Below are 23,499 nucleotides of genomic sequence, written 5' to 3'. Positions count from 1 at the left end.
CATCGGCAAAGTTTAGCCCAGAATGCGGCGCGCGATCACTTGTGCCTGAATTTCCGCCGCACCTTCAAAGATGTTGAGGATTCGTGCGTCACACAAAACGCGGCTAATCTTGTATTCCAATGCAAAACCGTTCCCGCCATGGATCTGCAAGCCGTTGTCCGCAGCTGCCCAAGCAACACGCGCGCCAAGTAGTTTGGCCATGCCCGCTTCAACATCACAACGACGGCCCTCGTCTTTCTCGAACGCTGAGAAATACGTGAGCTGGCGTGCAACCATGATCTCAACAGCCATCATCGCCAGCTTGCTGGAAACGCGCGGGAAGTTGATGAGGGATTTGCCAAACTGTTTGCGATCAATTGCGTATTGCATCGAGATATCAAGCGCGGACTGGGCGACGCCAATGGCACGGGCGGCAGTCTGGATGCGCGCGCTCTCGAAGGTTTCCATCAGCTGCTTAAAGCCTTTGCCTTCTTCACCGCCAAGCAGGTTCTCTGCTTTGACATCAAAGCCATCGAACGCAAGTTCGTACTCTTTCATACCGCGATATCCGAGAACTTCGATCTCGCCGCCGGTCATGCCTGCAGTAGGGAAGGGGTCTTCTACGCTGCCGGGGGTCTTTTCCGCTAGGAACATCGACAGGCCTTTGTAGTTGTCTGTCGATGGATCGGTCCGGGCAAGAAGAGTCATCACATGGGTACGCGCAGCATGCGTGATCCATGTTTTATTGCCTGTGACCTTGTAGGTTTCGCCCTCTTTTACCGCGCGCGTGCGCAAGCTGCCAAGGTCGGAGCCTGTGTTAGGTTCTGTGAATACGGCAGTGGGCAGGGTTTCCGCAGAGGCGATCCTAGGAAGCCATTTTTGTTTCTGCTCTTCGGTACCGCCAGCAATGATCAGCTCAGCGGCGATTTCAGAGCGGGTGGCGAGGGAGCCCACGCCAATGTAGCCGCGTGAGAGTTCTTCAGAGACAACGCACATGGAGGCTTTTGATAGGCCGAAACCGCCGTATTCTTCGGGGATGGTCAGGCCGAACACACCCATTTCTGCCAGCTCGTCGATGATTTCAATCGGGATTAACTCGTCCTTGAGGTGCCATTCATGGGCGAAAGGTTCTACCTTCTCCACGGCATAACGGCGGAACTGATCACGGATCATTTCCAGTTCTTCATCAAGACCCGTCGCGCCAACAGTCACATTGGCAGAATGCTCTTGCATCAATTCCACAAGACGCGTGCGCGCGTTTTGCGTGTTTCCGCCTTGGGTAAGCGCCATGACCGCAGGGTTCATCAGATCACTTTGGTCTTCTTGGCTCAATCCCAGATCTTGCAGGCGAACGATTTCGCCTTGGTTCATCTGGATGCCGCCATAGATTTGCCAGAGGTATTCACCAAAAGCGATCTGGTGAATCAGGCTTTCGGTTTCGCCGAATTTGCCGTCAGCGTTTATCCGTTCAGCCCATGCTTGCATCTGGCGCAGGGCCTGGGCGTATGTCGCCAGCCATGCCAACCCATGCGCCGCGGTTTGGTTTTGTTCGACCAACGCGTTTGAGACGCGACCATCCTCACTGACCAATGCGCGAACGGTATCAGTCGCGCGCACAAGGATCGCTTCAACAGGGGCAACCGCCTGCGCTGTTAGTGCTAAAAGATCATCAAGAAGAGCCGAAGACCCTGTGTTCTGTTGTCCATCATGTGGCATCAAAAAAAATCCTATTTTGCTTAACGCTCGGCATAATCACTTTGCAAGTGCAGCGCAATAAAGATACGTTTTCATGCGACAATTCGGATGAAAATTTCGCGTCAGAATTTACGTGCGTCCCACTTCGTGTTTGTTATGTAGAGCCATGGATACAATTTTCCCGCTCTTAACACCAACCGAGCTTGGTCTTGCTGCCTTGGTTGCGATTCTTGCTGGCTTTGTCAAAGGCGTGGTGGGATTCGCAATGCCTCTGGTTTTTATCTCTGGGCTGACAATCTTCATGCCCCCAGAGCTTGCGCTGGCGGGGCTGATTGCACCAACACTTGCCACAAATGCATTTCAGGCGTTGAGACAAGGTGTACAAGCTGCGGTTAAGTCGACAGTGGAGTTTAAGGTATTTCTAGCGGTTGGTGGCGTGGCTCTATTGGCCAGTGCACAACTGGTTCGTGAAATTCCCGTTCAGACAATGATGGCCATAATCGGTGTGCCGGTGACATTCTTTGCAGTACTTCAGCTGAGTGGATATCAGATTAAATTGGCACGCCGGAATCCAATAATAGAATGCATTGCTGGTGCGGTTGCAGGGATATTGGGTGGCATGTCGGGGATTTGGGGTCCACCTACAGTGGCCTATCTAACAGCTCTTAATACGCCAAAGCATGATCAGATGCGCGTGCAAGGTGTGATCTACGGACTAGGTGCTATCGCCTTACTTGTCGCCCACGTTGGCTCTGGTGTTTTGCGGTTGGAGACAATTGGGTTCTCCCTAGCCATGGTTCCCACTGCCCTGATCGGGGTTCGGATGGGCATGGCTGTGATGAACCGGATAGATCAGGCGGTGTTTCGCCGCGCCACACTATTTGTGTTGTGTGTGGCGGGGCTTAACCTGATCCGGCGCGCGTGGTTTGGTTAATCAACCTTTGCGAGCGACTGTCATTCCCGAGATATCCTCGATGAACGTCACGATGCGAGATTTGACAGTCTCGTCTTGGATCGCGGCAAGTGCGCTGACGATTTCCATGCCTGAATCAGGAAGCTTTTCGTTGCTGTTTGCTGCATCATACAGGCCGTCAAAGAAATAGGCGGGAGATACGTCAAATATCTGCGCCAGTTCAAATAGGCGGCTTGCAGCAATTCGATTTGATCCAATCTCATATTTTTGAATTTGCTGGAATGAAAGGCCCAACCGTTGTGCGACATCGGTTTGGGAATAGCGTTTCATGGTGCGGATCTGTTTAAGCTTGCGACCAACATGTACGTCAACTGGATGTGCCATAATTCATATACCTTAAGTTGTAGTTATACTCTTTTTCCAAAAAATTGGGCGTTCGATCAATTGGATAGATTTAGATTCTTTCGAACAATCTATAGTTGCATTGGTGATTATAGATGTTACTTTGATGGGTGATTTTTGTTGCCATGATGGGTGATTAATGTACAGGTTGTTTGGTGACTGAAAAAAGATTCACCCCTACTCACGAAGACTTGCGGCACAATTCGCCAGGGCTTTTGTATGAGATGATGCGTTCATTCGCAGGTTTGGCCAGCACGCTGAACCTGAGCGTTGCTGTTGAACAGCTTGGTAGTACCCGTCAAACCGTACGTCGGCATATCGGTCAGCTAGAAGATGCTATGGGGTTCAAGCTGTTTGAGGTCGAAGATAGACGGTACGTACTAACAGATCGTGGTGCGCGTGCGCTGGCGCCAGCTGAGGTGTTCCTAGATCAAGGCGCAGTTTGGTTTAGTGGGCAATTCGAACATGTCGCAGGAATGCTCAAGTTTTCTTATGAAAGCGGGACGGGCTGGATTTATCATCAACAACAACAGCCTATCAGTATGATATGGGGTTGTGAGTCGAAGCTGTTGAGGGCTGCGCTAAAGGCGTGGACGTTGTCTGAAGGCCAGCTCGAAAGTGAGCACATGGCAAAAATCCGTCCCCATATTGTGGCTTACCGGGAGAATATGGAGGGGTGGATTTGCGTCGAGGTTGGCGAAAATTCATTTTATTCCAATTGGTTTGGCTGGGCACAGGCGCGCAGTAGCGTCGGGCGTGCGCTAGGCCAGTTCCCAGGCGGTGATGCTGTAGCAAGCCTTGCGGATGCACCGTTTCAGGATATCCGCGTCGGTGGCGGTATCCGGGTGGATCAGGTTTTGACCAAGCTTCCGCTAGGCGGTGGCGATGGGCCGATGCGCCTGATTGTGTTTGATCGCTTGCTTATGAGCGTTCAGCTACCCGACGGATCGCCGATAATTGTTTCCGTTGTAGACCGCGCCCGAAAGATACGGATTTCGGGAATGGGTTCGGAAGTTTTGGATACTATGCCAGAGGAGGCTAGGATTGATTTTATAGAATAACGCGTAATTTGAGGTTGTTTGTTGCATAATTCGCTACAGTGTTCCTGTAGCGATAGCAAAAGGTGATTCCAGATGACTCTAGTAACTATTCAATCAAGCGATAGATTTGTAGCTAACAGTGCTGAAATCTTTCAGCATTATGGCGTTCAAATGGAGGTCGGGTACGACTTTGAAGCGTATAGGGACATCCTAAAATTTGCTAGGCCGGACCAAGCATTGGGAACTCCTTTTGATCCGGACATTCATGAAATGACCCCAGAGAATGCATTGTGGATGATTGGGCGTAACGCGACAGGCGAAATTGTGCACACGCAGGCACTACGGATGTTGGACATGAGCGGACTAACCGTAGCGGAGTATTTTTCGCGCCGCTTCCGCGAATTCCCTCCGGCAGCGCCCGGTCTTGATCTCGCTCGGTCGCGGTTCCGCGCAGGCCCACAGGCAAAACGCATGCGAGGCACGGTTTGCTATAACGGCGAATTCTGGATCAAGCCCGGTGATGCGACATTACGCGGGCAGGGGCTTTCTTGTGTCTTGGGCCGTTACGCGTTTTTCCAAGCGATGCAGCACTGGGATCCGGATCACATGGTTGGGTTCATGGCCAAACCTGTCGCCTGCAAGGGGTTCCCGCAGCGGTTAGGATGGATGCATACGCAACCTGGCGCATTGCGGTGGTATTTTGAGGGGCGGGATGATCCAGTCGAGGGGTTTATGACCTTTATGGAGCGCGACGATCTGCACTACGTACTGGAACTTCCTCTTAACGATTTGATCGCATTAGCTGCTTGATTAAGTAAAAATATAATAAAACTCGAAAGAAAAAAGGCCGCTGCAAATACTGCAGCGGCCCGTTAGTATTTAGCTATTAGAAATGCTTAGCGGATAACAGCGGCTTTCACTTCATCATCTATGTGCGGCATGTACTGTTCGAAATTTTCGGCGAACATTGCGACCAATTTGCTTACCTGACGGTCATATGCTTCTGCATCATCCCAAGTGCGGCGTGGATCAAGCAGGATGTCCGCAACACCCGGTACTGAAACAGGTACGTCAAAGCCAAAATTTTCATCTACGCGGAAATTTCCTGCAACCAACGAACCATCAAGAGCGGCTGTCAGCAAGGAGCGGGTGGCGCGGATTGGCATACGTGATCCGGTACCATAGGCCCCGCCAGTCCAACCAGTGTTCACCAGCCAGCAGGTCGCGCCGTGCTGTGCGATCTTTTCACGCAGCAGGTTGCCGTATTCCTCTGGACGGCGCGGCATGAAGGGGGCGCCAAAGCAGGTCGAGAATGTAGGCTCAGGTTCGGTAACGCCGCGCTCCGTGCCCGCTACCTTTGAGGTGAAGCCGGACAAGAAGTGGTACATCGCCTGAGCAGGTGTCAGGCGAGCGATGGGTGGCAGAGTGCCAAAGGCATCGCAGGTGAGCATGATGATGTTCTTTGGGTGCCCACCGACGGCTTTTTTGGATGCATTTGAGATGTAGTGCAGCGGATAGGCACATCGCATGTTTGCCGTAAGGCTGTCATCGTCGAAATCGAGGTCCTTGGTCTCTTCGTCATAGACCATGTTCTCGATGACGGTACCGAACTTTTCCGTCGTCGCGTAGATTTCCGGCTCTGCTTCAGCGCTCAGATTGATGGTCTTAGCATAGCAACCGCCTTCAAAGTTAAAGGTGCCTGTATCGGACCAACCGTGCTCATCATCGCCGATCAAGGTACGGGATGGATCGGCAGATAGCGTTGTCTTGCCAGTACCAGACAGGCCAAAGAAGATTGCTGTATCCACAGGGTTGCCAATTGCGTGGTTTGCCGAGCAATGCATTGGCATCACGCCTTTTTCGGGCAGTAAGTAGTTCAGTAGTGAGAAAACAGATTTCTTGTTTTCTCCAGCGTACTCGGTGCCGCCAATCAGGATCAATTTGCGATCAAAGTTCATCGCAATCACTGTTTCGGAGCGGCAGTTGTGTTTTTTCGGATCTGCTTGGAAGCTGGGGCAGTTGATGACTGTGAAATCCGCCAAGTAGTCGTCCAACTGATCACGATCAGGTCGGCGCATCATGTTGCGGATGAACAAACCGTGCCACGCAAGCTCGGTTACAAAGCGGACGTTGATCGCGTGCTTTGGATCGGCACCACCGACGAGATCCTGAACAAAATAGTCGCGACCTTCCATGTGGGCGAGCATATCGGTGTAGAGCGCATCAAAACCTGCCTCTGACATCTCAGCGTTATTTTCCCACCAGATGGTATCTTTGACGCTATCGGTCATTACAACATGTTTGTCTTTTGGAGAGCGTCCAGTGAATTTGCCCGTGGTAACCAAGAACGCGCCGCCTTTACCAAGTGAGCCCTCTTCGCGTTTGAGGGCCGTCTCAATTAGTGCTGGCTCCATCTGGTTGTAATAGACATTGCCTAGCCCTTTGATCCCTTGATCGTCGAGGCTAAAGTTCGGGTTGACCCGTCCGGTTTGCATGCAATGTCTCCTTTAGAAACTGCGCGAAAAGCACAGCGTATTGGGGAATGCCCGGGACCAAAAGCGCACGGGCGTATGTGGAATATCGGCCTCTTAGCACGATGATTTACGCAATGAACAGGTACGTTTGAACAGTTAGCGCCACCACAATACCAAATGCCACAGGCGTAACCGTAATGGCGCATTCTTGCCTGCTCTGTTGGTCAAAGGGTCGCAGGGGATGGTGGTTATTTTTGCGTAATGCGCGCGAATGTGAGGCAATTTAGCCATTCCGAAACAAATTATGGCTGAAATAAGGCCATCAGATAGGGCGATTCGCAGTTTTGGGATTGATTCGAAGACGTAAGGAGTGATCAATGTACCAAAAAATAAGAAATAATTGAGCAGCACAAGGAAACAGGCAATGTCAAAAATTGCATTGGTAGACGACGACAGGAATATCCTGACGTCCGTTTCAATGACACTCGAAGCCGAAGGTTTTGAGGTGGAAACATACAATGATGGTCAGGCCGCGCTAGACGCTTTTAACAAGCGTATGCCGGATATGGCCGTTCTAGATATTAAGATGCCGCGGATGGATGGGATGGACCTCCTTCAGCGCCTTCGTCAAAAATCCGCAATGCCAGTCATCTTTCTGACATCTAAAGATGACGAGATTGATGAAGTGCTCGGGTTGCGTATGGGCGCAGATGATTACGTCAAAAAACCGTTTTCACAACGTTTGTTAGTTGAACGTATTCGCGCGCTTTTGCGCCGTCAGGATGCTGTAGCAACCGATGAAGTTGGCGATACAGAAGAAACCAAAGTGATGGATCGTGGTGATCTGCGGATGGATCCGCTCCGCCACGCTGTGAGCTGGAAGGGGAAAGACGTGTCGTTGACTGTCACTGAATTCCTGCTTCTTCAAGCTTTGGCGCAGCGCCCCGGATTTGTGAAGTCTCGGGACCAGCTGATGGACGTTGCCTATGACGATCAGGTGTACGTAGACGACCGTACCATTGATAGTCACATCAAACGCTTGCGTAAAAAGATGCGTACAGCAGATGATGAATTCTCCGCAATTGAGACGCTTTATGGTATCGGTTATAGATACAACGAAGACTAACTTGACCGAATGGCGTTAGCCGAAAGGAACTTCGTGCGCGATTTTACCCCCGCAAAAAGCGATGGTGATGTTGTTCTTGGCGACGATTGGGTCGCTCCGGACAGTGCTGCACCAAATGAGATCAGGGCCCGCCGAGAGCGGCGAGGCCTGTTTTCTCTGCGTGCGTCACCGCTGACGCGTAAAATCATCACATTCAACCTTATTGCGTTGAATGTGCTGGTTGCGGGTATTCTGTATCTGAATTCCTCACGCGAAAGCCTTGCCGTACAACGTGCGGCTTCTCTCGTTTCCGAGGCCGAACTGATCGCGGATGTGATCGAGGCGCAGTTGCCGGATGGCGCAGCTGTTGACCTATCTGTCGGCGAAGCTGTTGACCTATCTGTCGGCGAGGGTGTCGACATCGACAAGACGCTGTCAGGCCTAGACCTGCGGACTGGCATTCAAGTGTTCGTTTTCGACACTGAAGGTGTCTTGATCTCACAACTTGAGGGTGCCAGCGACGCGCTCGCAGAAGGGCGGGCAAGTGGTGCTGAAAGTAAGACGATCCTCACTGACGGGTTAAACTGGCTCTGGCAGGCGGTTTCGTCTCCTTTCCATTCCGAGAGCGAGAAGCTGACGATTGAGGAGCGCCTCAAGCCAGTAATCGATGCGGCATTGGTGAATGGTGCACAGATTAAAGAAGAACGTGATGAAGTAGGAGCAACCTTGCTGGCAGTTGCTACTCCAATTGAACAAAGTGGAACAGCAGTTGGTGCCGTGGCAATCGCCAGCGCAAGTGGTGAAATTGATCGCTTAGTGCGCGGCGAACGTGAACGCGTCTTGCAGATGTTCATTATCGCAACACTTGTTTCAATTGGTCTCAGTCTTGTCCTTGCATCTACGATAGCAAACCCGTTGGCTGACCTTGCAGCAGCTGCTGAATTGGGTCGCGATAAAGATGCCCGTAAGATGAACCCTGGACGTATTAGAATTCCAGACCTGACAGCACGGCCAGATGAGATTGGGCGTCTGTCTGGTGCGCTGCGCGGTATGATTTCCGCGTTGTATAATCGTATCGACGGGAACGAGCAGTTTGCTGCGGATGTTGCCCACGAAATTAAGAACCCGCTTGCTTCTCTGCGTTCGGCAGTAGGGACATTGCGGATGATCAAGCGTGATGATCAGCGTGCAAAATTGCTGGATGTTATTGAGCATGATGTGCGCCGCTTGGACCGTTTGGTTAGCGATATCTCGAATGCGTCTCGTTTAGATAGTGAACTGGTCAAAGAAGAAGAAGAACCATTCAATCTGATGAAAATGCTGGGTAATCTCGGTCAGTATTTGGGTGAAGACGCTAAGGGCAATGGCATTGATTTTATTGTGGATCTACCTCAGGAACCGATTGTTGTTCAGGGGCTTGAAGCACGTTTGGCGCAGGTCTTTGTTAATTTGATCACCAACGCCATTTCGTTTTGCGAAGACGGTGATGCAATTCGTGTCTGGGCGCGTAAACGTGAAAACCGCGTGTTGATTGTCGTCGAAGATACAGGTCCGGGTATCCCTGATCAAGCTTTGGCAAAAATCTTCAAACGCTTCTATTCGCAACGCCCGGATGAGCATTTTGGCAATAACTCAGGCCTTGGTCTTGCGATCTCCAAGCAAATTGTTGAGGCGCATGGTGGTGTCATTTGGGCGGAAAATATTCGCCCAACCGAAGCCGATATTACGTCCGATCCGCTTGGCGCACGCTTTGTCGTCGGTCTGCCGATCTAAAATATGGATACTCAAGGCCTGACTCTTCATGCAACTACCGTTGCGTTTGAGGGCAAAGGGATCATGATTTTCGGGCAATCCGGCAGCGGAAAATCGTCTTTGGCCCTTGAACTAATAGGGCTTGGCGCTGATCTGGTTGCGGATGACCGCACTCTGGTTGAATCTACTGCGGGGAGGGTTGTCGCATCTTCGCCGTCAGCCATTACGGGCCTCATCGAGGCAAGAGGTGTTGGGATTCTTCCTGTCCAGTATGTTAAATCTGCTGCCGTTGTCTTGACCGTGGACATGTCTTGCGTTGAAACTGAACGCCTGCCTTTGCAGCATAGTATGACTGTGCTGGACATACCGCTGCCATGTCTGCACAAGGTTAATGCACCCTATTTCCCGGCCGCAATTCGTACATATTTGCGCGGCCTCAAAGTTGAGATGTAATGATTGCACCTGATCCGACACTACGCCGTATTGTATTCGTTACTGGGCCTTCGGGCGCGGGACGCTCTTCTGCGTTGAACGTGTTAGAGGATGCGGGTTTTGAAGTGATCGATAATCTGCCAATGCGATTGATGCCGGTATTGTTCGAAGAACCTGATCAAAACCGTCCGCTTGCACTGGGTATTGATGCGCGTAATCGCGATTTTTCTACAAATTTGGTGATTGATTTACTGGGTCGATTGTCGTCTCAACCTGGGGTCGTTGCAGAATTGCTGTTTCTAGATTGTAGTACTGATGTGCTGCTGCACCGGTTTTCTGAAACCCGTCGGCGTCACCCAATGGCTCCGGCCGATCGTCCAGCAGAAGGTGTGCAAGCTGAGCTAGAACTGCTTGGTCCTTTGCGCGCCCGCGCGGACGTGTTGATCGATACTTCTAGTTTGAATGTCCATGAACTCCGTGCCGAGGTTGAGCATTGGTTTGCGCCAGGCGGAAAGCGGCATCTGTCCGTGACGGTACAGTCGTTTTCTTATAAGCGCGGTTTGCCTCGATCTGTGGATATGGTCTATGATTGCCGGTTTTTGAAGAACCCGTATTGGGAGCCTACACTGCGATCATTCAACGGAACTGATGCGCAAGTTGCGCAATATGTAGCCACCGATCCACGCTATGCAGAGTTTTCGCAGAAAATCTTAGATATGAGCTTGTTGATCTTGCCAGCCTGTCAAGAGGAAGGCAAAAGCCACTTCTCTATCGCCTTTGGGTGCACTGGAGGACAACATCGGTCAGTGACCCTTGCGGAAAGCCATGCATTGCAGCTTGCAGATGCGGGCTGGCAGGTGTCAATTAGACATCGAGAAATTATGGCACGCCAGCAAAAAGGGGCGCAACAAACGTGATTGGCATTGTGATCGTTGCACATGGTGGACTGGCGCTTGAATATCTTGCAGCCATCGAGCATGTCGTTGGATCGCAAAGTGGTGTTCAGGCAATCGAGATCCGCGCGGACCACGATCGTGCTGCTAAGCAATCAGAGATTTGTGAAGCTGCCGATGCCGTGGACACGGGCCAGGGCGTTGTCGTTGTTACGGATCTTTTTGGAGGGTCTCCATCAAATCTAAGCCTTTTGGCATGCCAGCCTGCTGGCCGCAGAATCGTATACGGCGCGAACCTGCCGATGCTCATAAAACTGGCCAAGTGTCGCGATAAAACAGTACCAGATGCTGTTCGTGCTGCGCTTGAAGCAGGTAAGAAATATATTGACGCCCAGAACGTCAGCACAGAATAGCAAGGCTATCCAATGACTCAGATCACCCTTGAAATCGTAAATGAAAAAGGCCTTCATGCGCGGGCATCGGCAAAACTTGTTGAAGTTGTCGAAGGATTCGATGCCAGCGCTGAAGTCACAAAAGACGGGATGAATGCATCGGGGGACAGCATCATGGGGCTTTTGATGTTGGCGGCAGCAAAAGGAAGCTTTATTGATATTGTAACGTCTGGTGTAGACGCCGATGCCTTAGCGGCCGCATTAACCGCGCTGGTTGCTGACAAGTTTGGTGAGGGCATGTAATGCTGTCGCTAAGCAGGAAGTATGAGCGGGAGGTTCTCCAGTGACTGAAGAAACCCAGTCTGTTGGTTCTCAGAAACGCACCGGCGGCGACACTGAAACGGTGAACTTTCATAAATACGATCGACGTAGCTTGTCGTATGCTTCTACGTTTGAAGATCCTTGGAAGTCGCGGATGATTTCTGTGATGGAGCTTTTGACGGGTAAGCTGCAAGTCCTGCGTATGATCAAGAAGTTTGAGCAGCAAGGCACTCCAAGCGGGCAGGGCTTTTGGCGTGCTGCGTTGGATACGATGGGGATTGAACGGACAACTCCTCAGGCACAGCTGGATTTAATTCCTAAAGAAGGTCCTGTGATTGTTGTTGCCAACCATCCGCACGGGATGGTTGATGGCATGATATTTGCGGATTTGATCGGTCGTGTACGGCCTGATTACCGTATTCTTACACGCTCATTGCTGACCTCTCTTGATGAGGTGGCAGGCAGTTATATGATTCCTGTGCCTTTCCCTCACGACCCTGATGCGCAGCGCAAAGGCGTTCAAATGCGCGCCAACGCGATGAAGCACCTTAAAGAAGGGGGCGTTGTAGCATTGTTTCCGTCCGGAGTTGTTGCGACGTCAGAGACATGGTGGGGAACTGCGAAAGAAGCAGAATGGAACGTTTTCACGGCCAAGATGATCCGCCGTTCGGGAGCTCAGGTTGTGCCAATGAAATTCCCGGGTCAAAATAGCCGCGCATATCAAATCGCCAATCAACTTTCTCCTATGCTGCGGCAGGGCCTGTTGCTGCATGAGATTGTTCATAGCTGCAACAAACCACAAAAGCCCGTGGTCGGGGCGCCGATCCCTCAGTCGGAAATAGACGCGCGTGCTGACGATCCACGTGGTTTTATGGAATGGCTGCGGGCGCACACGTTGGCCTTAGAAGACTAGAGCAAGCCCGCAAACCGTTAACGCGTAGGAACGGGCACTTCGCCGCGATAATCATAGAACCCGCGTTTGGTTTTGCGGCCTAACCAGCCTGCTTCAACATATTTAGTAAGCAGTGGGCAGGGACGGTATTTTGTATCCGCCAAGCCATCATGCAATACATTCATAATGGCTAAACATGTATCCAAACCAATGAAGTCGGCCAGCTCTAACGGCCCCATGGGATGGTTCGCGCCTAGTCGCAATGAACTATCGATTGATTGAACATTTCCGACACCTTCATAAAGCGTGTAAACTGCCTCGTTGATCATCGGCATCAGAATGCGGTTGACGATAAAGGCGGGGAAATCTTCGGCAGACGCGGCTGTCTTATTGAGGCGATCAACAACTTCCTTACATGCAGCAAAGGTCTCTTCATCCGTTGCGATGCCCCTAATCAGTTCGACCAACTGCATCACAGGGACCGGATTCATAAAGTGGAAACCCATGAACTTTTCAGGTCTGTCTGTGCGGCTCGCCAGACGTGTGATTGAGATTGAAGAGGTGTTCGATGTCAAAATGGTCTCAGGCTTTAGATGCGGCAGTAGCTCGTCAAAGATAGCCTGTTTGATGTTCTCACGCTCTGTTGCCGCTTCAATGATCAGGTCGCAGCACCCTAGCTCGGTCAGTTTTTTTGTTGTAGTTATCCGCGCAATCGCGGCTTCCATGTCAGCCTCAGCGATTTTACCTCGGCCAACCTGACGTGACATATTACCGTGCATCACCTCCATGGCCTTGCTGAGGGCGTCTTCACTGATATCGTTCAGCATCACGTCATATCCTGCCAATGACATTACGTGGGCAATGCCATTGCCCATTTGTCCTGCACCAACGATGCCAATTTTTTGGATATGCATGTGTTTCATTCCTTTGCTGAGATTGGCGCAGCTTACGGTGGAGTGTCGCGGGGCTGCAAGGGCTGTAACTAAGTAAAAACTGATGTGAATTAGGTCTTTAAACGAATCGTAACGCCCTGCGCCGATAGTCTCCTTGGGTGAGATAAAAGGTGGGCGTTATGACCTATGATGTACAAGGGCTGGGGGCCCTTGATTACTTGCCGTACCGGCATGGTACGTCGAGATTAGTATTCCGTGGACCAAGGCGTGAATTGGAGGCGCCATATGTGGCCTTCTTAGGGGGCACGCAGACATTTGGTAAATTTATTGAACAACCTTATCCCTTGAAGGTTGAGCATTTGACTGGTGTTACATCCGTCAATCTGGGTCAAATCAATGCAGGCTTAGATGTTTTTGCAAATGAAACTGTTTTGCACGAAATATCGCGCAATGCTCGGGTAACGGTTTTGGAGGTTTTGGGTGCCACGAATTTGGGGAACCCGTTTTATGCAGTGCATCCGCGCCGCAATGATCGATTCCTTAGGGCATCCAAACCTCTAAAAGAGCTGTATCCTGATGTCGATTTTACGCAGTTCAACTTCATACAGCACATGCTTCAACATCTTTGGACACTAGACGCTGAGCGGTTTGAACTGGTTAAACGTATGCTGCAACGTGTTTGGGTGCGCCGAATGCGTAAACTAATCAAAAAGCTGGGGACTGGCGTTGTTCTGCTGAAGTTAGACGTGCACGAAACAAACAATGACTGGTTGGGCCATATGCAAAAGGGACCGACATTTGTCACTGACAAGATGATCGATCGGCTATGCCCCTTGGTCAAAGCGACTGTGCCAGTCCCTTCTGTTATTGTGACCAGAAATCGGCAAATGGAGGGAATGGTATTCAATCTGTTTCAAGAGAAAGCAGCACTCGCGCTGCAAGGCTCTGAATATCACACGGCGGTCGCAAACGTGCTTAGGCCTGTATTGGACCGGCTGATGTAGAAACGAAAAGGCCCGCCTCAATGGGCGGGCCAATTCAAGTCAAAAGCTCCTAAGGTTTAGAGCTTTTCGATCAGATCGGGCACAGCCACGAAGAGGTCTGCAACAAGGCCAAAGTCGGCAACCTGAAAGATTGGCGCTTCTTCATCTTTGTTAATTGCCACGATGATCTTGCTGTCTTTCATACCGGCGAGGTGCTGAATGGCGCCAGAGATACCGACGGCGACATACAGATCAGGCGCGACGACCTTACCAGTCTGACCAACCTGCCAGTCGTTAGGTGCATAGCCCGAGTCAACGGCAGCGCGTGATGCGCCTACAGCAGCACCAAGCTTATCAGCAAGCTTTTCGATCAAAGCAAAATCATCTTCGGAACCCACACCGCGGCCACCAGAAACAACTACACCAGCTGAGGTGAGTTCGGGACGGTCGCTTGCGGCAACTTTGTCCTCAATCCACTCGGAAAGGCCGGGGTTTGCTGCAGCGGATACTGTTTCCACTGATGCGGAACCGCCTTCGCCTGCTGCGTCAAAGGTAGATGTACGGAAGGTTACGACCTTCTTTGCATCCAGTGACTTAACGGTCTGAACGGCGTTACCAGCATAGATAGGACGTTCGAATGTGTCAGCATCTACAACGCCGGAAGCGTCAGAGATGATCATCACATCCAACAATGCCGCTACACGTGGCATTACGTTTTTGGCGTCTGTTGTGGCTGGTGCTACGATGTGGTCGTAATCACCCGCAAGAGAAACCAACAGCGCTGCTGTGGCTTCAGCCAGACGGTGGCCAAGCGATGGATCTTCGGCAACCAGTACTTTGGAAACGCCGTCAATTTTTGACGCAGCTTCGCCCGCTGCAGCGGCGGAACCGCCTGCGGCCAAAACAGTCACATCACCCAGCTGCTTGGCGGCTGTCACGGCTTTTGCCGTGGCGTCCATTGCCAGTTCGCCGTCGTTTACTTCTGCAAGGAGTAGAACAGCCATTACACAGCCCCCGCTTCTTTGAGTTTCGCTACCAGTTCGTCTACCGAAGCAACCTTTATACCTGCGGCACGTGCTGCTGGCTCTACAGTTTTTACGATTTCCAAACGGTTGGATACGTCTACGCCGTAATCAGCCGGTGTTTTTTCATCCAGTGGTTTTTTCTTTGCCTTCATGATGTTGGGCAAAGATGCATAACGTGGCTCGTTTAGGCGCAGATCAACGGTGATGACTGTGGGCATACCAACTTTGATCGTCTGCATGCCGCCGTCAACTTCACGTGTAACCACGGCTTTGTCGCCTTCGATCGCGACTTCAGACGCAAATGTCCCTTGGGACCAGCCCAAAAGTGCGGACAACATCTGGCCAGTGGCGTTCATGTCGTTGTCGATGGCTTGTTTGCCACAAAGAACCAGACCTGGCTGTTCTTCGTCTACAATCCCTTTCAGGATTTTGGCGACTGCAAGCGGCTCGATGTCATTGTGAACATCGTCTGAGGCAATCACAAGGATTGCGCGATCAGCGCCCATGGCTAGTGCTGTGCGCAGTGTTTCTTGCGCCTGTTTCACACCAACGGATACGGCAATAACTTCGTCCGCTTGGCCCGCTTCTTTCAGCCGAATGGCCTGTTCGACTGAAATCTCGTCGAATGGGTTCATGGACATTTTGACGTTGGCAAGATCGACACCGGAACCGTCCGCTTTTACGCGCACTTTCACGTTATAGTCGATCACGCGTTTGACAGGTACGAGCACCTTCATGAGCGATTATCTCCTTGGTTGCGACTCAGACCCAGTGGGGCCCAGTCAATAATTCTGAGGCATGTGTAGCGAAGCGTGCCCGCTCAAAACAGCGCAAAATCGCCGTATGAAGTATGATGCACGTCACGTTACATAGTTTTAGGGGTAAATACGGTAAGAATGTTGCGCCGCTGTTTCACAATTCGGATCATTTGGTGCGGCTCAATAGGGGTGTTTTAGCGGTTTGCGCCTGGGACCCATAAGACGTCATCCTTGCCACCGTTATTGGCAGATCGCGCGGCAACAAAGAACCAATCACTAAGCCGGTTCAGATACCGAATGGTGGCGTCATTGATGGTTTCTTGGGTAGCTAACTCAGTGGTGAGGCGTTCTGCGCGGCGGGCAACTGTGCGACATACATGCAAATGTGCGGCCAACTGCGAACCGCCCGGCAGGATAAAACTGCGCAGAGGCTCAAGTTCTGCGTTCATTACATCAATCTCGGACTCAAGGCGGTCAACCTGAGTGCCGATCATGCGCAGGGGAGGGTATTCTGACTCCGCGTCCTTTTCCATATCGGGGCGGCATAGGTCTGCACCCAGATCAAAAAGATCATTTTGAATGCGTGATAGCGCTGCATCTGTTTCAGATTCGGCATGAAGGCGGGCAACGCCAACAAAGCAGTTTAATTCATCGGAGGTGCCATAGGCTTCGACCCGTACGTCGTGTTTGGCCACCCGTGTGCCATTGCCTAAGGCGGTATCGCCTTTGTCACCTGTGCGTGTGTAAATTTTGTTCAGAACTACCATTCAGCTCACCCTTTAAAGAAATAGACGTATACCACGATGAGTACGACAGCGATAAATTGAGTGATAATACGCCAGCGCATCAACTTGTTTGAGTTAGCCTTGTTAAAGGCGCCACCGCCTGCAAAACCGCCAAGGCCCATGACCAAGACAATAACAACTGCAAGGACTGCAATAACAACTAGAATGAAAAATGGATCGGACATCGGGGGCTCCCTTCGATGGTTGTTAAGTGATGTAGCGCGCTTGGATGCGTTGGCACCCCATTAACGGGATAAAACTAACGGGATAAAACGCGATCCAGTAGGCGTGTTGGTAGTATACGTCGCATAATTCCAGCCAGATAAGTAGGTGTTGTGACATAGTAGCGCGGGCGAGGGCGGTTGGCTTCGACGGCATGGATCAGCTTTTTCACCACGGCTTGTGGCGGCAGTTCAAATTTCTCTGGTCCGTTCTCACCGTAAAGGCGTTGTGCCAAATCGGTTTCGTACTGATCCGCGCGCGCGGAGTTTTCCCAATCGATCCACCGCTCGAAATGGGGGATCGAATTTGCCCGAAGCTTTGAGGTTACCGGACCAGGCTCGATCAATATCGGGTGTACACCTGTCCCACGCATCTCAAGGCGAAGGGTGTCGGTTAGTCCCTCCAGGGCGAACTTGGTGGCATTATACGCGCCGCGCCATGGCATTGCGACAAGTCCTAGAACGGATGAACATTGAACAATGCGGCCATGCCCCTGTGCGCGCATCACAGGAATTATTGCACGGGTTAGCGTGTGCCACCCAAAAAAGTTGGCCTCAAATATCTCGCGCAAAGCCTCAGTTGGCAAATCCTCAACAGCACCCGGCGTCGCGTGCGCTCCGTTGTTGAATACAGCGTCCAGCGTGCCGCCCGTATCTTCCAATATATCGGCCAAAGCGATGATAATGCTATCGGGATCAGTATAATCGATACGAGGGCTGTCAAAACCTTCGTCCCGCATCCGCGCGCAATCAAGCTCTTGTCGGCAAGCGGCATAGACGTGCCAACCGCGTTCACGCAGCCCATAGGCCGCAGCATACCCGATGCCCGAAGAGCAACCAGTAATCAGAATGGTTCGTTTGGTCATTAAAAAGGCCCCGTCGATGAACGAGGCCTGAAATGCGCTGTTTTGTATGGTTTGGCAATTGCCCTTGGTACAATCAGCCCGAAGTGAGCAAGAAATCGGCCATCCAACCTGCTTCGCCGCCATCAACGGGTTGCATACGAACCCAGCCGTCTCCGTTATCCTCTAGGATTTTGACCGTTTCACCACGTGTTAGTTTGCTAACGATGCCGTAATCCGTAGACGGGCCGCCGCGTACGTTGACACGGTTACCAGAAACCGTGCGAATATCGCCGTCAGGAATTGCTGCGATATCTGTTGTGGTCGGTTGATCTGGTGCGATCAGGCTGGGCAGAATAATCTGAGGGGTTTCGGTGCTGTCGATAATTGTTGCTGTTGTTGTGGTGGTTTCAGCTTGTTCTGCTGCCTCGGTCACGTTGGTGAGGTTCAGCGAAACACGGGTTACACTCGGCGTGCTGTCAATTTTTGTGATAGCTGCGGTGCTCACAACTTCGGTTGTTTCTGTGGCTTCGGGGGTAGGCGTGGCAACCACAACGTCTTCTTGGACTTCGGGCGCTTGTTCAGCAAGGCGGGCGCTGGCGGGTTGGAAATCAGAGCCGCCGCTCAACTCATAAAATGCAAAGGCCAAAAACCCAAAGGTCAGAACAATAAAGGTTTTCATGGCATCGGCTCCAGCAGATTCTTTAGAAACCAAGAATCTGGCTTCCCCCGCTACATAGCTACCAAAGATTACGACTCATTTTGAGGGGGAAAATTAAGAAAGTTGGGACGTCACAGGAATGACACGCTCGCGATGCGAGGAAGCGTTTTTGTCAAAGCAGACGCTTGTCGCCCCGTGGTCACGCAGCTACACATCAAGCATGTCAGATACCGATAATCCAACTCCGCCCCGTTTCGAAGAAACATCCGAGCCACTTCGCCGTGCGTTGGGTGACCGATATCTGACCTATGCGCTTAGTACGATTATGCACCGTGCATTGCCTGATGCGCGGGATGGGCTGAAGCCTGTTCACCGCCGCATACTGTATGCGATGAGCCGTCTGAAATTGAACTCGACAGGTGGGTTCCTGAAATCGGCCAAGATCAGCGGCGACACAATGGGAGACTTCCACCCGCACGGTGACGCCGCGATTTACGATGCGATGGCGCGTTTGGCACAGGATTTTAACGTCCGTTATCCATTGGTTGACGGACAGGGTAACTTTGGCAACATCGACGGCGATAACCCCGCCGCAAGCCGTTACACTGAAGCCCGCATGACAGCAGTTGCTGAGGCGATGCTGGAAGGGCTCAGTGAGAACGTCGTCGATTTCCGCGACAACTATGACGGACGTCTTACAGAACCCTCTGTCCTTCCTGCGCAGTTCCCCAATCTATTGGCCAATGGCTCTAGCGGGATCGCGGTGGGTATGGCCACGAATATTCCACCGCACAACATATCTGAGCTGTGTGATGCCTGTATCCATCTGATCAAAACACCTGATGCGCGCGATGACACGTTGCTGAATTTTGTGCCCGGTCCTGACTTTCCCACTGGTGGCGTCATAGTTGAACCGCCCGAGAATATTGCAACTGCGTATCGCACTGGCAAAGGCGGTTTCCGTCTGCGTGCCCGTTGGGAGGTCGAAGACCTTGGTCGTGGTCAATGGCAGATTGTTGTCACCGAGATCCCCTATCAGGTGCAAAAGTCCAAACTGATCGAAAAGATAGCCGAAGCGATCCAGATCAAGAAAATACCAATCCTTGCGGATGTGCGCGACGAAAGTGCCGAAGACGTCCGTATGGTTCTTGAGCCACGCTCCAAAAACGTGGACCCCGAAGTTTTGATGGGAATGATGTTCCGCGCCTCTGATCTTGAGGTTCGGTTCTCGCTCAACATGAACGTGTTGATTGATGGCGTGACGCCAAAGGTTTGTTCGATGAAGGAAGTGCTGCGCGCATTCCTTGATCACCGTCGTGAGGTTCTGGAGCGCCGCTCGATTCACCGGATGGAAAAGATCGACCACCGTCTGGAGGTCTTGGAAGGCTTTATTGTCGCGTTCCTAAATCTTGACCGCGTGATCGACATTATCCGGTATGATGATGAGCCTAAAGCAGCCTTGATGCGTGAAGACTGGGGTAAGACCCATGTGCGTGCGATGGACGAAAAGGACTACGTCTCACCTCTGCCCGGTGATGGCGAACTGTCCGAGGTTCAAGCCGAAGCAATCCTGAACATGCGCCTACGCAGCTTGCGCCGTTTGGAAGAACTAGAGCTGATGCGTGAGCAATCCGAGTTGATGGAAGAACGCGCTGGCCTTGAGGACTTGTTGGAAAACGAGCACCTGCAGTGGAACAGCATCACCGATCAGCTGCGTGAGACGAAAAAGCAGTTCGGCAAGCAATATGATGGTGGTGCACGGCGCAGTACCTTTGCCGAAGCAGGCGAGTTTGAGGATGTGCCAATCGAGGCGATGATTGATCGCGAGCCGATCACGGTTGTCTGCTCTGAAATGGGTTGGATTCGTGCAATGACGGGCCATATCGATTTGACGCGTGAGCTAAAGTTTAAGGACGGGGACGGGGCTCGCTTTACCTTCCATGCCGAAACAACCGATCGTCTGCTGGCCTTTGGCAGCAACGGGCGTTTTTACACGATTTCTGCTGCCAACTTACCCGGTGGGCGTGGCATGGGGGAACCTCTGCGTTTGATTGTTGATTTACCAAACGAAGTACAACTTGTTGATCTGTTTATTCACAGGCCAGATGGAAAACTGCTTGTTGCATCATCAGCGGGTGACGGATTTGTCGTGCCCGAAGCTGACGTCGTTGCGCAGACCCGTTCGGGCAAACAAGTGTTGAATGTGCGCGGTGACGTGCACGCCTTGATTTGCAAGCCGATCACGGGTGACAGCGTTGCTGCCGTTGGTGAAAACCGCAAAGTACTGGTGTTCGACCTTGAAGAGCTGCCCGAAATGGGCCGTGGCAAAGGCGTGCGGATGCAGAAGTACAAGGATGGCGGTCTATCGGACGCCGCCACCTTTACCCGCGCTGACGGCCTAAGTTGGCTTGACCCTGCGGGCCGCACACGGACTGAAATGGATTTAGGCGAATGGACTGGCAAACGCGCAAGCGCTGGCCGCATGGCACCCCGAGGCTTCCCGCGTGACAACAAATTTAACTGATGGTGCGCCACCACCCGTGCCTGAGCATGGGATGGATGTGTGGTTTGTTGGCAATCGCTCGGCCTTGTTTTGGTTGGCGCTGAAGGCTGGCTTCTGGACCGTTTTGACTCTTGGGTTTTATCGTTTCTGGATGAAAACAAGGCTGCGCCGCTGGTATTGGTCTGCGATCCGGCCGGGCGGGCATCCGTTGGAATATGTAGGTGATCCGTGGGAAAAGCTGCTGGGATTTTTCATCGCAGTGGTGATCCTGACATTCTACATCGGCATTGTGAATTTGCTCCTGATGTTCGTCAGTTTTTCCTTCTTCCAAAACTCATTTGTTGGGTATTTCACTAGTGCTATTGGCGTGATTCCCGTGTGGTTTTATGCGCAATACCGTGCGCGGCGTTATGTTCTAGGTCGTACGCGCTGGCGCGGGGTGCGCTTTGGATTGGAAAAGGGCGCTTGGGGCTATGCATGGCGGGCTTTGGTTCATTGGCTGCTTACGATTTGTACTGCTGGGTTGCTGTGGCCGCGCATGACGTTCTATCTTGATAAATATAAGACGGACCGCACGTTCTTTGGCTCGGCTAAGATGTTGCAGGGGGGGCGCTGGCCCATGCTCTACCGTGCGGCGTGGCCGTTTATGGTCGCAATCTTGTGTTCTACAGCGTTGATCGTGACTCTAGTTTGGCTAGATCCACTTTTCTCGAGAGAGGACGGGTCATGGAGTGCCTTTTTCGAAGACATCGACACGTTGATTGATAGCGAAACTTTTGATGTTGGATGGGAACGTCCTTTCCGCCTTCTTTTGCTCATTCCGGCGTTGCTGGGGCTGATCTATGGCGCTGTGCACTACCGATTTGCGAGTAAGCGGATATTGGCAAACCACAAACACGCTGTCGGTGTTCAGATGAGCTCAAAACTTAACAGTTTGCGTGTCTCTATGATCTATGTGCTCGGAACGACAATTGCCTATTTCATCCTTATCGGAGGTGTTGTTGGGATTGTCTTGCTTGCGTTTGTGCTGCTGGGGCCGGATACATTTATTCAGGCGCAGTTGGGTGCAAGCAACCCCTTTGGGGATTGGCCGCGTTGGGTGTCGCTGGGGGTTTTGGGGGCGTTGTACCTGTCTGTCTTTTTATTCTGGGGTGTTTTACATAATGCCTTTGTTACCTTTCCGTTGATGCGCCACATGGCCGTGACGCTTCGCTTGGAAAACACTGCAGGCTTGTCGCAAGTTAGCCAGCGTGCCCGTGACGAATTCGCTGAGGCCGAGGGTTTCGCCGAAGCACTTGATCTGGGGGCCGCGATATGACCTTGCCGCCCGATATTCCACAGCAACAACCTGCTTCCACTGGGCGTATCTTTAATGGGCTTCATAGTGCCTATTTTGATGGTGACGCACCAGTACCACATGACGTGACCTTGATGGTCGAAACGCAGCGCCGCGTGTTGGAGATTGGTCTTCCTGCCAGTACGACTGCGGGTGTGCATTGGCCGTTGGATGAAATTCGCGTGCTTGAAGATACTGCTGGGCAGGAAGGTGTTATCCTACGGTGGATTGGTGACCCCCTAGCGCGGTTGCATCTACGTGACTCTGATGTGATGCGTTACATGCATCACCTTGGCCGTCGTGCACCCCCTAAAGGTCGCGGGCGATTGGCCGTTTGGGCCTTTGCCGCTGTGGCCGCTGTAGCCTTTCAGGTTGGCGTTTTGGTTCCTTTGCTTGCAAACCAATTGGCGACCTATGTGCCGGCAGCAGGTGAGCGAGCATTGGGCGAGGCAACATTTGGCCAGATCCGTCAGGCTTTGGCTGGAACAGGCCTGCCGCCGTTACCAGTTTGCGAGAATGAGAAGGGCGTCGCAGCATTAGAAAAAATGCTTGTTGGCTTGGGTGTTGAGCGGGGTACAGATGATGCGATTAAGATCTTTGTTTTAGATCACGAGATGGTAAATGCATTTGCGTTACCCGGCGGGTATGTCGTGTTTTTTCGCGGCATGATTGATGCGGCGCAAAGCCCAAATGAGATCGCTGCCGTCTTGGGGCATGAGGTTGGCCACGTGGCGAACCGCGATCCAACCCGACATGCGTTGCGCTCGGCTGGATCAATTGGGATTCTTGGGCTTTTGTTTGGTGATTTCGCAGGCGGTGCAGCAGTGTTGTTTTTGACGGAAAAACTAATCAGCGCAAACTATGCACAAGATGCGGAAAGTGGTGCGGATGAATTTGCGTACATTGCATTGGAAGATGCAAATGTGTCGCCTGCCGCGCTAGGCGATATGTTTGAGCGGTTGCGCGATGAATACGGTGACACTGATGGCATCGTTTCCCATTTCGTGAGCCATCCAACCCTGACCAGCCGTATCGAGCGTTCGCGTGAAGCGGCGCACGCAACTGGAGAATACGGCGACATTCTGGGCGATCCAGATTGGGCTGGTTTGAAAAATATCTGTAACTAGATTTGGCCAAGATACCTGCGCGGGCAGTTTGCCAGCGCATTGCGGCTTGAGAGACGTTGCGGTATCGCTTTGGTT

General features: G+C 51.9%; 24 protein-coding genes. 14 read left to right on the top strand and 10 right to left on the bottom strand.

Annotation, left to right across the window (positions count from 1 at the left end; genetic code table 11):
* Positions 1 to 12: 12 nt before the first annotated feature.
* Positions 13 to 1,695: an acyl-CoA dehydrogenase family protein gene (locus V7775_RS02925; RefSeq protein WP_335750360.1), complete on the bottom strand. Its 1,683-nt coding sequence runs from the start codon at positions 1,693 to 1,695 to the stop codon at positions 13 to 15.
* 145 nt (positions 1,696 to 1,840) lie between these two features.
* Between V7775_RS02925 and V7775_RS02920 the strand changes: the two genes are divergently transcribed.
* Positions 1,841 to 2,608 (top strand): sulfite exporter TauE/SafE family protein, encoded by a 768-nt coding sequence (locus V7775_RS02920; RefSeq protein ID WP_335750359.1) that lies wholly within the window; start codon positions 1,841 to 1,843, stop codon positions 2,606 to 2,608.
* Here the strand turns inward: V7775_RS02920 and V7775_RS02915 are convergent, their stop codons facing one another.
* On the bottom strand, positions 2,609 to 2,971 hold the full coding sequence (locus V7775_RS02915) for a helix-turn-helix domain-containing protein (RefSeq protein WP_335750358.1): 363 nt from the start codon (positions 2,969 to 2,971) through the stop codon (positions 2,609 to 2,611).
* 242 nt (positions 2,972 to 3,213) lie between these two features.
* Between V7775_RS02915 and V7775_RS02910 the strand changes: the two genes are divergently transcribed.
* Together V7775_RS02910 and V7775_RS02905 are read left to right on the top strand one after the other, a co-directional pair.
* A complete protein-coding gene (locus V7775_RS02910) occupies positions 3,214 to 4,050 on the top strand; it encodes a helix-turn-helix domain-containing protein (protein WP_335750357.1) in 837 nt (278 codons plus the stop codon).
* A gap of 72 nt (positions 4,051 to 4,122) precedes the next feature.
* Positions 4,123 to 4,839 (top strand): hypothetical protein, encoded by a 717-nt coding sequence (locus V7775_RS02905; RefSeq protein ID WP_335750356.1) that lies wholly within the window; start codon positions 4,123 to 4,125, stop codon positions 4,837 to 4,839.
* A gap of 86 nt (positions 4,840 to 4,925) precedes the next feature.
* Here the strand turns inward: V7775_RS02905 and V7775_RS02900 are convergent, their stop codons facing one another.
* Positions 4,926 to 6,524 carry a phosphoenolpyruvate carboxykinase gene (locus V7775_RS02900; RefSeq protein ID WP_335750355.1) on the bottom strand — a complete coding sequence of 533 codons (1,599 nt, stop codon included), beginning with the start codon at positions 6,522 to 6,524 and terminating at the stop codon, positions 4,926 to 4,928.
* Between the two features lie 403 nt (positions 6,525 to 6,927).
* Between V7775_RS02900 and V7775_RS02895 the strand changes: the two genes are divergently transcribed.
* Genes V7775_RS02895 through V7775_RS02865 form a run of 7 tightly spaced genes read left to right on the top strand, consistent with a single transcriptional unit; the run spans position 6,928 to position 12,311 of the window.
* Entirely contained in the window at positions 6,928 to 7,629 is a 702-nt protein-coding gene (locus V7775_RS02895; RefSeq protein ID WP_335750354.1) for a response regulator transcription factor, read from the top strand.
* 9 nt (positions 7,630 to 7,638) lie between these two features.
* A complete protein-coding gene (locus V7775_RS02890) occupies positions 7,639 to 9,381 on the top strand; it encodes a sensor histidine kinase (protein ID WP_335750353.1) in 1,743 nt (580 codons plus the stop codon).
* A gap of 3 nt (positions 9,382 to 9,384) precedes the next feature.
* Positions 9,385 to 9,813, top strand: a complete 429-nt coding sequence (locus tag V7775_RS02885; RefSeq protein WP_335750352.1) for an HPr kinase/phosphorylase — start codon at positions 9,385 to 9,387, stop codon at positions 9,811 to 9,813.
* On the top strand, positions 9,813 to 10,709 hold the full coding sequence (rapZ, locus tag V7775_RS02880; RefSeq protein WP_335750351.1) for an RNase adapter RapZ: 897 nt from the start codon (positions 9,813 to 9,815) through the stop codon (positions 10,707 to 10,709). The genes V7775_RS02885 and rapZ overlap by 1 nt, the downstream gene beginning before the upstream one ends.
* Positions 10,706 to 11,098 (top strand): PTS sugar transporter subunit IIA, encoded by a 393-nt coding sequence (locus tag V7775_RS02875; RefSeq protein WP_335750350.1) that lies wholly within the window; start codon positions 10,706 to 10,708, stop codon positions 11,096 to 11,098. Before rapZ ends, V7775_RS02875 begins: the two co-directional genes overlap by 4 nt.
* Before the next feature lie 12 nt (positions 11,099 to 11,110).
* The gene (locus tag V7775_RS02870; RefSeq protein ID WP_335750349.1) at positions 11,111 to 11,380 is read left to right on the top strand and encodes an HPr family phosphocarrier protein; all 270 of its coding nucleotides are present in this window, start codon (positions 11,111 to 11,113) and stop codon (positions 11,378 to 11,380) included.
* A 40-nt stretch (positions 11,381 to 11,420) separates the two neighbouring features.
* Positions 11,421 to 12,311: a lysophospholipid acyltransferase family protein gene (locus tag V7775_RS02865; protein ID WP_335750348.1), complete on the top strand. Its 891-nt coding sequence runs from the start codon at positions 11,421 to 11,423 to the stop codon at positions 12,309 to 12,311.
* A 17-nt stretch (positions 12,312 to 12,328) separates the two neighbouring features.
* On the opposite strand, the gene V7775_RS02860 is transcribed toward V7775_RS02865, so the two are convergent.
* Entirely contained in the window at positions 12,329 to 13,204 is an 876-nt protein-coding gene (locus V7775_RS02860; protein WP_335750347.1) for a 3-hydroxybutyryl-CoA dehydrogenase, read from the bottom strand.
* Positions 13,205 to 13,362: 158 nt separating this feature from the next.
* On the opposite strand from V7775_RS02860, the gene V7775_RS02855 reads away from it, so the two are divergent.
* Positions 13,363 to 14,187 carry a DUF6473 family protein gene (locus tag V7775_RS02855; protein WP_335750346.1) on the top strand — a complete coding sequence of 275 codons (825 nt, stop codon included), beginning with the start codon at positions 13,363 to 13,365 and terminating at the stop codon, positions 14,185 to 14,187.
* Positions 14,188 to 14,243: 56 nt separating this feature from the next.
* On the opposite strand, the gene V7775_RS02850 is transcribed toward V7775_RS02855, so the two are convergent.
* From V7775_RS02850 to V7775_RS02825, 6 genes are all read right to left on the bottom strand, one after another.
* A complete protein-coding gene (locus V7775_RS02850) occupies positions 14,244 to 15,170 on the bottom strand; it encodes an electron transfer flavoprotein subunit alpha/FixB family protein (protein ID WP_335750345.1) in 927 nt (308 codons plus the stop codon).
* Complete coding sequence (locus tag V7775_RS02845; protein ID WP_335750344.1) at positions 15,170 to 15,928, bottom strand: electron transfer flavoprotein subunit beta/FixA family protein; 759 nt, start codon at positions 15,926 to 15,928, stop codon at positions 15,170 to 15,172. Before V7775_RS02845 ends, V7775_RS02850 begins: the two co-directional genes overlap by 1 nt.
* 215 nt (positions 15,929 to 16,143) lie before the next feature.
* Entirely contained in the window at positions 16,144 to 16,716 is a 573-nt protein-coding gene (locus V7775_RS02840; protein WP_335750343.1) for a cob(I)yrinic acid a,c-diamide adenosyltransferase, read from the bottom strand.
* A 5-nt stretch (positions 16,717 to 16,721) separates the two neighbouring features.
* Positions 16,722 to 16,919 carry a twin transmembrane helix small protein gene (locus tag V7775_RS02835; protein WP_335750342.1) on the bottom strand — a complete coding sequence of 66 codons (198 nt, stop codon included), beginning with the start codon at positions 16,917 to 16,919 and terminating at the stop codon, positions 16,722 to 16,724.
* A gap of 74 nt (positions 16,920 to 16,993) precedes the next feature.
* Entirely contained in the window at positions 16,994 to 17,821 is an 828-nt protein-coding gene (locus V7775_RS02830) for an SDR family NAD(P)-dependent oxidoreductase (RefSeq protein ID WP_335750341.1), read from the bottom strand.
* Positions 17,822 to 17,894: 73 nt separating this feature from the next.
* On the bottom strand, positions 17,895 to 18,479 hold the full coding sequence (locus tag V7775_RS02825; RefSeq protein ID WP_335750340.1) for an SH3 domain-containing protein: 585 nt from the start codon (positions 18,477 to 18,479) through the stop codon (positions 17,895 to 17,897).
* Between the two features lie 199 nt (positions 18,480 to 18,678).
* Here V7775_RS02825 and parC point away from each other — a divergent pair, with 199 nt between their 5' ends.
* From parC to V7775_RS02810, 3 genes are read left to right on the top strand one after another with little or no spacing between them, the layout of a single operon-like run.
* Entirely contained in the window at positions 18,679 to 20,982 is a 2,304-nt protein-coding gene (gene parC / locus V7775_RS02820; protein WP_335751047.1) for a DNA topoisomerase IV subunit A, read from the top strand.
* Complete coding sequence (locus V7775_RS02815) at positions 20,963 to 22,279, top strand: DUF898 family protein (RefSeq protein ID WP_335750339.1); 1,317 nt, start codon at positions 20,963 to 20,965, stop codon at positions 22,277 to 22,279. The genes parC and V7775_RS02815 overlap by 20 nt, the downstream gene beginning before the upstream one ends.
* Positions 22,276 to 23,424, top strand: coding sequence for a M48 family metallopeptidase (locus tag V7775_RS02810; RefSeq protein ID WP_335750338.1), 1,149 nt, complete (start codon positions 22,276 to 22,278; stop codon positions 23,422 to 23,424). The genes V7775_RS02815 and V7775_RS02810 overlap by 4 nt, the downstream gene beginning before the upstream one ends.
* Positions 23,425 to 23,499: the final 75 nt, after the last annotated feature.

The sequence above is a fragment of the Sulfitobacter sp. genome (assembly GCF_036960155.1).
GTDB lineage: Bacteria > Pseudomonadota > Alphaproteobacteria > Rhodobacterales > Rhodobacteraceae > Sulfitobacter.
This window is presented reverse-complemented; position numbering and strand designations above follow the sequence as displayed.

Bases quoted from the DNA above. Each gene is read 5' to 3' on its own strand.
- V7775_RS02925 (WP_335750360.1), bottom strand. From the start codon at position 1,695: ATGCCACATGATGGACAACAGAACACAGGGTCTTCGGCTCTTCTTGAT.
- V7775_RS02920 (WP_335750359.1), top strand. From the start codon at position 1,841: ATGGATACAATTTTCCCGCTCTTAACACCAACCGAGCTTGGTCTTGCT.
- V7775_RS02915 (WP_335750358.1), bottom strand. From the start codon at position 2,971: ATGGCACATCCAGTTGACGTACATGTTGGTCGCAAGCTTAAACAGATC.
- V7775_RS02910 (WP_335750357.1), top strand. From the start codon at position 3,214: ATGATGCGTTCATTCGCAGGTTTGGCCAGCACGCTGAACCTGAGCGTT.
- V7775_RS02905 (WP_335750356.1), top strand. From the start codon at position 4,123: ATGACTCTAGTAACTATTCAATCAAGCGATAGATTTGTAGCTAACAGT.
- V7775_RS02900 (WP_335750355.1), bottom strand. From the start codon at position 6,524: ATGCAAACCGGACGGGTCAACCCGAACTTTAGCCTCGACGATCAAGGG.
- V7775_RS02895 (WP_335750354.1), top strand. From the start codon at position 6,928: ATGTCAAAAATTGCATTGGTAGACGACGACAGGAATATCCTGACGTCC.
- V7775_RS02890 (WP_335750353.1), top strand. From the start codon at position 7,639: ATGGCGTTAGCCGAAAGGAACTTCGTGCGCGATTTTACCCCCGCAAAA.
- V7775_RS02885 (WP_335750352.1), top strand. From the start codon at position 9,385: ATGGATACTCAAGGCCTGACTCTTCATGCAACTACCGTTGCGTTTGAG.
- rapZ (WP_335750351.1), top strand. From the start codon at position 9,813: ATGATTGCACCTGATCCGACACTACGCCGTATTGTATTCGTTACTGGG.
- V7775_RS02870 (WP_335750349.1), top strand. From the start codon at position 11,111: ATGACTCAGATCACCCTTGAAATCGTAAATGAAAAAGGCCTTCATGCG.
- V7775_RS02860 (WP_335750347.1), bottom strand. From the start codon at position 13,204: ATGCATATCCAAAAAATTGGCATCGTTGGTGCAGGACAAATGGGCAAT.
- V7775_RS02855 (WP_335750346.1), top strand. From the start codon at position 13,363: ATGACCTATGATGTACAAGGGCTGGGGGCCCTTGATTACTTGCCGTAC.
- V7775_RS02850 (WP_335750345.1), bottom strand. From the start codon at position 15,170: ATGGCTGTTCTACTCCTTGCAGAAGTAAACGACGGCGAACTGGCAATG.
- V7775_RS02845 (WP_335750344.1), bottom strand. From the start codon at position 15,928: ATGAAGGTGCTCGTACCTGTCAAACGCGTGATCGACTATAACGTGAAA.
- V7775_RS02840 (WP_335750343.1), bottom strand. From the start codon at position 16,716: ATGGTAGTTCTGAACAAAATTTACACACGCACAGGTGACAAAGGCGAT.
- V7775_RS02835 (WP_335750342.1), bottom strand. From the start codon at position 16,919: ATGTCCGATCCATTTTTCATTCTAGTTGTTATTGCAGTCCTTGCAGTT.
- V7775_RS02830 (WP_335750341.1), bottom strand. From the start codon at position 17,821: ATGACCAAACGAACCATTCTGATTACTGGTTGCTCTTCGGGCATCGGG.
- V7775_RS02825 (WP_335750340.1), bottom strand. From the start codon at position 18,479: ATGAAAACCTTTATTGTTCTGACCTTTGGGTTTTTGGCCTTTGCATTT.
- parC (WP_335751047.1), top strand. From the start codon at position 18,679: ATGTCAGATACCGATAATCCAACTCCGCCCCGTTTCGAAGAAACATCC.
- V7775_RS02810 (WP_335750338.1), top strand. From the start codon at position 22,276: ATGACCTTGCCGCCCGATATTCCACAGCAACAACCTGCTTCCACTGGG.